Origin of the sequence: Acetivibrio ethanolgignens (genome assembly GCF_001461035.1) — a bacterium.
GTDB classification, from domain to species: domain Bacteria; phylum Bacillota; class Clostridia; order Lachnospirales; family Lachnospiraceae; genus Velocimicrobium; species Velocimicrobium ethanolgignens.
Genome location: NZ_LNAM01000006.1, coordinates 1 through 6,481 on the forward strand (window position 1 = coordinate 1; position 6,481 = coordinate 6,481).

Sequence of the window (6,481 nt, forward strand, 5' to 3'; positions counted from 1 at the left end):
TATATCAAAAATCTGGACGGGGGTGTTCATAATTTATTCATTCATGCGTTTGTCGTGTTAAATTACGCAACGGAAAGGCTTCAATAAGATTCCCAGAAGCCGAAAAACCATCTTTTTTGGCAATGGAATTTCCTCTACCTGTATATGCTCCGGCGTTTCATACTCCGTTGCAGACAACACCCGTCTGCAGTCCTTCTCCATCCCTTCCATATTGGCTGCCAGCTCCTTTGTCAGTCCCTCACTCCGCACAGCCAGCATAAGCTCCGTGTCCATATAGGTGCTGCGAAGGTCCATATTGTAAGAGCCAATGATAGAAATGTCATCATCAATGACTATTGATTTCCCGTGACTGGAGATCCCACCATCATATTCCAGAAGGGGAATTCCAACAGCCACTACCTTTTCCTTATTTTGCAGATAATCACTGGAAGCCACCAGATTATCTCCATTTTCAACGGAATTAATCATAATATGAATATCCGGTGCCTTTTTCGCCACCTCTTCCAGTCTTTCATACATATCCTCATTGCAGACAATATACGGCGTATGCACAATAATCCGTTTCTCTGCCCGCTCCATCAACTGACAAAGCTTTTCAAATACAACCGGCTCCTTTCCATAAATCCCGGTTTCTCCCGAAATCAACTGAACATCCTCTGTCGGCCAGGTGACCTTTGCATAATCAAATTCTTCAAAAAGCTCCGAGTTCTCTGTCTTTAGCTTCTCATACCTTCCTTCCAAAAGCTTCCGTTCCTTATCTACCCTTTTCCTTTCAGCCAGACTCTCCTTATCATGAAACAGCTGACACTCCCCGCCATTCCATACCTTTTCAAAATAAGTCTTTACCTGGTACAAGGAGCTTTCCCTTCCAGCCTCAGTACCATTCGCAGTATTATAAATCAACACTTCTCTATCAAAGCTTTTATTTTTTGTATCATAATCTCCGATAAAATAGTCAAAACAGTTTCTTCCACCCAGCACAAAGGCCTTATCATCTACAATTACATACTTATCATGCATCCTCCCCTGAGTCTTCCAGGGTGTCAACAGATTCACTGGATTATATAGCTTAATCTCAATATTCGGATGGGAAGAAGCTGCATAAAAAAGCGGTTTTCCTTCCATACGAATGAGCCCACTAAAGCCATCTACCAGTATTTTCACCTGTATGCCCTCTTCTGCCTTATGTAGAAGCATGGCAAGAATGTCCCGGGTGCTTTCTCCCGGCCGCATATCAAAGGTCGATAGAATAATCTCCTCCTCTGCCTGGGAAAACAGCCGTATCCTCTCCTCCCAGGCACTGGTATTCGTCTTCAAAAGCATCGCCCGGTCACAGCTTTCCTCTGCTGCCTTTTTTTCAAGCTCTATTTCCACCAACTCTGTCACCTTCCGGTATCTCAAAAAGGGAGCTACTGCTCCTATAATCAAATACAACAAGGCCAGCACCACAAGCAGCAGTACCAGCCAGCCTCTTTTCAGGCGTTTTACTTTCATAGTTCACCCTCATTTCACAACTCTAATTTCTTTAAAAATCCAGTAAGTCCCAGCAGTACATCATTATAGGTCTGGTCAAAATCCCCAGTATACCACGGATCCGCCACATCCCTTCCCGATCCGACAAAGGACAAAAGCTTATATATCTTCCCTTCCGGGTCACCGCCTGCTATCCTTGTCATATTCTGGATATTGGCACTGTCCATCCCTATCAGATAGTCATAATGCTCATAGTCTTCCCGGGTCATCTGCACTGCCTGATGAGGTACAACCGGTATCCCCTCTTCCCGAAGCTTCATTACCGTTCCCCGATGGGGCGGATTGCCGATTTCCTCACGGCTGGTTGCCGCTGAATTGATTTCAAAGTGGGATTCTAAACCTTTTTGTTTTACGAGGTGGGTTAGTACACTCTCGGCCATGGTGCTGCGGCAGATGTTGCCGTGGCAGATGAAAAGTACTTTTATCATCGTTTTGATTTACTCCTTTTTGCCTTGAAATGCCCTGTTTTGCGAGAGTTTTCGGGTATTTTATGGTTGTTGTGATTTTGCGTCAAAAATGCAAATTGAGGCGAAATTCAGCATACTTATGCAATGTTTTACTACCGCTTAGTAGTAGAAATGGTAGTAAAACGAAGATGTCTTACTACCATTTTATCTAATCAAAGAATTCTTTATGTTTCTTTATTTCTCGAGAATAGCAATAATCATATACTTTTACAGCCACTTTAGAAACATAAAAACTAAGCCATTTTACAATTGAAATAATTGTTATAACCAAACATATAATTGATACAGAACCAACATAAACATATGACCAAACCAAACTAACATCTGTTAAATCAGAGATTTTCCAGGTTCCAATCGCAAACAAAAGCGTAATTCCAAAAGAAAGCACCGATAATACAACATATATCAATATTTTTGTTATCACTTTAATCATATTTGCTTTATCTTTAGCTTTTTGAATTAGATCCTTTTGTTTTGTCTTAACATATTCAACCTTTTTTTCATATTCCGCTTTTTCCTTTGATAAGGCATTTCGCTTCTTCTCCAAGTTATCAATAACAATTTCTGTATCTTGCTTTAACTTAGAAGTTTTTCTTTGCTCTCCTATCAGTTCATTTCTTCTTTTTTCAACAGCGTCCCTGTCTTCTTCAACTTCTTTTCTTTCTTTTTGTAATTCACAAATTTCTTTTCTTAATTGTATTTTCACATCCTTCTCAGCTCTATTTTTCACCCTTCTAACCATTTCAAAAATAACTTCATCTGTAACAGAACCCTCTTTATTATGAGATATTTCACTTAAATCATTTATTGTAGCATATTGTGATCTTAGCATGATTGCCATCTCTTGACTAATTTTTTCAGTTTCCTCTAAGGAATGTACCTTTGCCAGAAATTCACTCATTATTATTCTTGAAGGTGCACACGCACTATAAGCATGTTCTAGAAGTTTCAACTTTGGTAAATCGCTATTTTTTCCAAATGTTGATAACCAAATAATGGAAGTCAAATCTACATCTGACATCGCAAAATTCACTTCTCCATTTCTAAATCTGTCATTTTTATACAAACTAAAAATGGTGTTACAAATATCTGTATTTTTTGTAATAAAAATAACTTTACAATTAAAAATAGAACAACGCTTACTATTTCCTCTTTCATATGCAATTGCCTCTATTGTATCTACATCATGAATTAAAGCATCTGAATAATACTCATCTTTTTTTGTCCTATAGTCAATTTGCTGATTCAATACATCTCTTAATTGTGCATAATCTATATGCCATTTTTGTGTAGTAATATTTTTTTCATAATCTGGCTTATGAATAATATCTATATTATACTCTTGTAATCTATCTTCTATTGTGCCTGCATAAGCAGAAACATCTTGAGATGAATATCCATTTCTCACAAACCAATTTAAACTTAATTCTAGTCTTGTCTCTGGTGTCTTTTCAAAACGATGTATAATACCCCTTAGCTCTTCTACATAATAATCGAATGTAACAACTTTTCCTCCATTACTAATAATTAATTCTAGCAATTCTCGTGTCGCTTTACATTCTTGCTGCAAATTTAATCCTAAAATATCAATAAGCACTCTTGTATCTAGTATAAATTTTGTACCTTGTATACGTTTTTTTGAAATATCATTTTCAGAATTCATAAAATAATATATGGATTTTGCAACTAATGACCCTTTTATAATTTCTAAAATATCTTGAAATTCTGCAGTATCATTTGCGTATTCTGTCAAAATAAACTGCGCCACATAATAATTTGATTCTGAATTTTTATTTAATGTTATAGCATCCAAACTCTGCGTGTCATCTAATACCGAATAATTATATGTATCAAGAAACACGACCAAATACTCTCTCATTTTATCAGAAGATGCATCTTTCATATATTTTTCTTTATGCATATATTTCTGCATTTTACTAATAACTGCATCTATTGATTTCTTTATTTTGCGGGTTCTATTTTCAAATTCATCTGCATTATATATACTATTTACAGCATATCCAGATGATATTTTTTTAACTACTGCTCCTCTTTTTTGTTTACACAGCCTTATCAGTAATTTTTCTACAACATTAACAGGAATATCCAATCCATAGTTTTGTTTAAGCGCACTTTGAGTTTTTTCCAGCTCAATCATATCATCTATTTTCTCTGGTAAGCACATACACACAAAAGGAAGGATTAATTCCAAATAATCTTTTGTTTCTACTGCCAAATATGATGATAACATTGATTGCGTAATAAATGTATCATTCTTTTTCATTAGCATCACCGTCCCATAGATCATTTTATCATCCTCCCTTATTTATTACAATAAATATATGCTTGGGTTATATATTAGTATTCATCCCTTTAACAAATCTTAAACATTTTCTGCGACATAGGTTTCTCATTCTTCTTTTCAACCTCTGCTTGTGCTTTTCTAAACTCTTCCATCCGTTTCAGTTCTTCCTCGGCATCATCAAAGCCAATATGCGTGTACACATTCATTGTAACCGATATGTCTGAATGCCCCATGAGGTACTGCAGCGTCTTTGGATTCATTCCAGATTTTGCCATATTGGAACAATAGGTATGTCGGCACACATGAGGCGTAACGTTCGGCATCTGCACCCGGTAGATATCATTGTACCTGCCTACCATGTGATTGAATCGGTGCTGCCAGTGCATTGCCACAAGCGGCATATCGTTTTCATCATAGAAAAGGAATCCACTATAGCCATCAATTACCTTTTCAACCTTTGGTGGTACTCTGTCCTCAATGATTGCCTGAAACATCTGTGCCACATCCTCTGTAATGGGAAGTTTCCTCGTTCCAGCATCCGTTTTTGTAGTTTCAATAATGTACCGCATATCTGATGTTCTTTGTAGCTGATGGTCGATGTTAATGATTCTCTTCTCCAAATCAATGTCTTTCATTGTCAGACCACAAAATTCAGATATTCGCATTCCCGTGTGAAAGAGAATGTACACCACTTCATAATATTTACAGTACACTACATCGTCATGCACAAACTTTAAGAACTTTCTCATCTGGTCTTTGCTTATTGCCTCTCTTGTTACCGAGTCATTTACCACAACTCCGGCAAGTTGAAATCCGAATGGATTCTTTACTATAATATCGTCATCCACCGCCATCTGAAAGGCAGGTCTAAGCACTCCCCGGATGGTGTGGATGGAACTGTAGCTTTTCTTATCTTCTTGTTGTAGCTTGATAAGAAACAGCTTCGCATCCGATGTTTTCACACTTCGGATTGTTTTCTTGCCGAAAGGCTCTTTGGCAAGAACTCTTTGCACTGTGACATATCCCTGCTTGGTACTCTGTCGTACTCCCGTCTTGGTTCTGAGATATCGGTCTACAAGTTCACATACTGTCATTTGACCATCTGCCATATTTGGGAGTGTTTCAATTTCAGAATTGACCTGTTTCTCAAGTTCCCGGAGTGACAAGCATGGCTTTTTTCCCTTTGGCAATTTATCCGTTGGTTCTAACTTCCAACTGTAGACAAAATGCGGTTTGCCATCGATATGATATTTATATTGATATTTTCCATCTGCTCTGACGCTTTCTCCCGGACGAAGAACTCTTCGTTTGGAATCACGCCTTGTCTGCCCTCTTCCTGCTTTCGCCATTATACCTGCCTCCTTAACTCTGGATGGTGCAATAAATATTTTTCAAAGGCTACACGGATAATCAGCTTACGTTCTCCGTAATATGCCAAGAAATCTTCTCCATCCGTATTTTTCAACAAATCATAAAACTTTCTTCGGCTCAAGACAAAATATTCAATCGCCTCCGATGGGTTCAAGATATCCTTTTCTCCTAAGTTTGGCTTTGCCATAACATCACATTTCTTTCTGCCAAAAATGGCTGTTTCCAAGGGTTTATTGGGTTCATCGTATATTCCCTCTACACTCCTGAAATAGCAACTACTTTCGGCAGATAAAAGGAACTATATTTCTGAAGAATTACAGATGAATTCTTCGAACTTTGGTTTTACAATTAGGTATCTGTTTCCGCTATACACTGAAAACACACCAAGGTTATCCTCTGCTAGCCTACGCAGTTTTTTTATACCTATATTGTAGTAAGGTGCTGCCTCTTTGATAGTGAGCATAAACTTCTCACCAACAGGCAACGCACTATCATTTTTCTCTGTTTCAACCATATGCATTATGCTCACCTCCCTGCCGGAACGGATATTTCCGCCCCGACTAATGATATTTGTATTGGTTATGAAATCTGCATAACCTTGATTGCTTCTCTGTTCACAAGTTTGCCGTCAATATACTCCATCCCAAGGTAGCCCGTCTGGTCATAAAGTTCGAACTTCTCCTTAAGTGCTCTGACAGCCAAAGGTCTGCGATTGAGAATCCAGTAGTAACTAAAATCACCAAAAGCCAGCTTTGAGGAATAAAAACTTTTCGCATTAATTTTAAAAAATTTATAGCCATTTACA

The 6,481-nt window shown here is 37.8% G+C and carries 7 protein-coding genes; all 7 read right to left on the reverse strand.

Annotated elements, in window-relative coordinates; genetic code table 11:
- Window positions 1-57: 57 nt before the first annotated feature.
- A complete protein-coding gene (locus ASU35_RS01330) occupies window positions 58-1,494 on the reverse strand; it encodes a phospholipase D-like domain-containing protein (protein WP_058351329.1) in 1,437 nt (478 codons plus the stop codon).
- 14 nt (window positions 1,495-1,508) lie between these two features.
- Window positions 1,509-1,961: a low molecular weight protein-tyrosine-phosphatase gene (locus ASU35_RS01335; RefSeq protein WP_058351330.1), complete on the reverse strand. Its 453-nt coding sequence runs from the start codon at window positions 1,959-1,961 to the stop codon at window positions 1,509-1,511.
- A gap of 187 nt (window positions 1,962-2,148) precedes the next feature.
- Complete coding sequence (locus tag ASU35_RS01340; protein WP_147525326.1) at window positions 2,149-4,284, reverse strand: hypothetical protein; 2,136 nt, start codon at window positions 4,282-4,284, stop codon at window positions 2,149-2,151.
- A gap of 89 nt (window positions 4,285-4,373) precedes the next feature.
- A complete protein-coding gene (locus ASU35_RS01345; RefSeq protein ID WP_058351332.1) occupies window positions 4,374-5,654 on the reverse strand; it encodes a site-specific integrase in 1,281 nt (426 codons plus the stop codon).
- Entirely contained in the window at window positions 5,654-5,863 is a 210-nt protein-coding gene (locus ASU35_RS01350; protein ID WP_058351334.1) for a MerR family transcriptional regulator, read from the reverse strand. Before ASU35_RS01350 ends, ASU35_RS01345 begins: the two co-directional genes overlap by 1 nt.
- Before the next feature lie 111 nt (window positions 5,864-5,974).
- Window positions 5,975-6,190 carry an excisionase gene (locus ASU35_RS01355; RefSeq protein WP_083504084.1) on the reverse strand — a complete coding sequence of 72 codons (216 nt, stop codon included), beginning with the start codon at window positions 6,188-6,190 and terminating at the stop codon, window positions 5,975-5,977.
- Between the two features lie 65 nt (window positions 6,191-6,255).
- On the reverse strand, window positions 6,256-6,481 hold a 226-nt coding region (locus ASU35_RS01360), incomplete at its 5' end, for a phage major capsid protein (RefSeq protein ID WP_147525327.1).